Annotated in this window: 1 protein-coding gene and 2 pseudogenes; 1 reads left to right on the forward strand and 2 read right to left on the reverse strand. The window is 69.9% G+C overall.

The genetic code is table 11. The annotated features are described in order from the left end of the window. Window positions 1-109 precede the first annotated feature (109 nt). Window positions 110-604, forward strand: a pseudogene (locus QZ609_RS26835) (ATP-binding cassette domain-containing protein); the annotation flags it as partial. A 135-nt stretch (window positions 605-739) separates the two neighbouring features. Here QZ609_RS26835 and QZ609_RS26355 read toward each other — a convergent pair. Both QZ609_RS26355 and fliJ read right to left on the reverse strand, forming a co-directional pair. Next, a pseudogene (locus QZ609_RS26355) lies at window positions 740-2,044 on the reverse strand (flagellar hook-length control protein FliK); the annotation flags it as partial. Window positions 2,045-2,112: 68 nt separating this feature from the next. Beyond that, a partial coding sequence (fliJ, locus tag QZ609_RS26360; RefSeq protein ID WP_295501420.1) for a flagellar export protein FliJ occupies window positions 2,113-2,513 on the reverse strand: 401 nt, incomplete at its 5' end.

Raw genomic sequence — 2,513 nt, forward strand, 5'->3', positions numbered from 1 at the left:
CACCGTCGCGATCAGCCGGGTACGGGTGCGCGCGGTCTTGACGGCCCTGGTCATTGTCCTCGTCTTCGGCGCCGTCGGCACCATCCTATGGATCGGCGGCCACGACGTCATGGCGGGGCGCATTTCCGCCGGCGAACTTTCGGCCTTCGTCTTCTATGCCGTGGTGGTGGCCGGGGCCGCCGGCGCCATCTCCGAGGTCGTCGGCGATCTGCAACGCGCCGCCGGAGCGTCCGAGCGGCTGATCGATCTGCTTGCCACCAAGGCCGACATCACCGCGCCGGCGAGGCCCGTCGCGCTTCCCAGCCCCGCCCGTGGCGAGGTGTGCTTCGATAACGTCACATTTCACTATCCATCGAGGCCCGATACCCCGGCGCTCGTCGATTTTACGCTTGCGCTCGAGCCCGGCGAGAAGATCGCCCTGGTCGGCCCGTCGGGCGCCGGCAAGACCACCGTCATGCAGGTGCTGTTGCGCTTCTATGACCCCCGGTCGGGCCGGGTGACGCTGGACGGTGTCGATCTTCGCGACGCCGTTCCCGCCGAGGTCCGCGCCCGCATGGGCCTGGTGCCCCAGGACCCGGTGATCTTCGCCGCCAATGGCTGGGAAAACATCCGCTATGGCCGACCGCAAGCCGACGACGAAGAGGTGCGCGCCGCCGCCGAGGCGGCAGCCGTTGCCACCGCCGTTGCCGGAACCGTTGCCCTGCGCCGACGCCCCTTGGCCAGCGCCTTGCTGGTTGAAGTCACCTGTGCTGACGGAGGTTTGTGCGAGCTGCATGCCGCCTTGCTGCATGGCGTCGCGCAGGCGCGGCATGGCGTCCTGCACCAGCTCGGCCACCGCCTGGTGCTGGCAGACGAAGCTGGCGTTGACGGCGCCGTTGTCGACATCGAGCTTGACGCGCAGCCCGCCCAGCTCGGCCGGGTTGAGCTGCAGCTCGGCCGACGACTGGCGATGCACCTGCATGTAAGCGAGCTGGCTGGCCATGGAGTGCGGCCAGGCGGCATCGCCGAAGGTCGGCAGCGTGTGGGTTTGCGCCGGCGTGATCGACGCGTCGTTTGCGGTGCCGGCGGTGCCGCTGACACCCGTGGCGCCGACGGCGAAGGTGGGCGCCGACGTGCTGGCATCCCCCATTGCATGTGCGAAGACGCCGCCGAACTTGGCGCCCGCACCCTGTGCATCGGCCTGCGCGCTGGCGTTGCCGCCGGAGCCGGCATTGCTGGTGGCATCGGCCACGGCTTGCGTGGCGGCTTGCGTGACGTTGGTGTGCGCGAAGGACTCCGCGCGACGCGCTGACGCCGACGCGTGCTCTGCATTGGCACCCTGCGTTGATGCGCCGGCCATCTGGCGGGCGGTTGCCGGAGCGTTGTCGCCCAGCGAGCGCGTGCGCGCCATCTGCTGGACGAGCGCGTTGGCGTCCGGCAGCGGTTGCGTCTGCCCGCCCTTGGCGGCGGCCTGCTGGGCCGCCTGCGACTCGGCTTGCGCGGCAGCAGCCGAACCCGTTGTCGCCTGCACCTGAGCCGCCTTGGCGGCAGCACTCAGTCCAGCCAGCGCCGCCGCACCGGCGTCAATCTTGGACGCTGCGGCCTGGCTGGCGGCATTGCCATCCGCCGCAACGGCCTGTGCGGCCTGCGTAGCCGGCGGCGTGGCGGCCTGCTGCGCTGCCTGGCGCGCGGCTTCAATCTGCGCGGCCAGCAGTGCGGCCGGATCGGTCGGCTGCGCGGCGGCCCCGGTCGATTGGCTGTCGTCCTGCTGCCCATCCTTGCCTGCGGTCACGCCGGATTTGCTGGTGGCGGTGCCGGTGGCGGGCGTTGCCGCAGCGGCGGTTCCAGCGTGGTCGGCCTGCTTCGTGCCCTGATTGGCGTCCGCATTGCCGGCGTTGGCACCGGCGGTGTTCTTTTTGGCTGCGTTGGTGCTGCGGTTGGCAGCATCGGTGTTGTTGCTCGCGGCATCCTGGCTCATGCGGCCCGACAGGATGTTGCCGAACGAATCGCCGCCCGAAGCAGTGTTTTGCGACGCGGCAGCCGGCGCACTGCTGGCCGACAGCATGGCGCCCAGATCCTGGGCGGCGGCGTTGGGGGTGGCACTCAGACCCACGATGGCTCCGTCTTGGTCGTTCACTGGCCAGCCTGCGCGGCGCGCATGCGGATAAGCTTGGCAGCATGTTCGTCGTTGTCGCGCTGGGCGCGGCGCTCCTGGTCCTGGCGCTGCTCTTCCAGATGGCGCTGGCGCAGGACGTCGAACGACTGCTCGCGGCGCTGCTTTTCCAGCCAGTTGGCGCGGCTGGCCTGCAACTGCGCTTCCAGGGCGTTGATGGTGCCCTTCTGCTGGTCGACGGCATTGCCCAGCCGGTCGATGAAGGCGGTGTAGTTGCGCAGCCGGGTGATGTCGATACCACCCTCGGCATTGGCGTTGGCCAGCAGCTGCTGGTGGTAGTTGCTCCGGTAGTCGGACAGCAGCGCCAGCTTTTGCGTGGCGGCCTCGCGCGTGTTCATCAGGCGGCCGACTTCCTGCGTGG

Source organism: uncultured Ralstonia sp. (assembly GCA_913056305.1).
GTDB lineage: Bacteria > Pseudomonadota > Gammaproteobacteria > Burkholderiales > Burkholderiaceae > Ralstonia.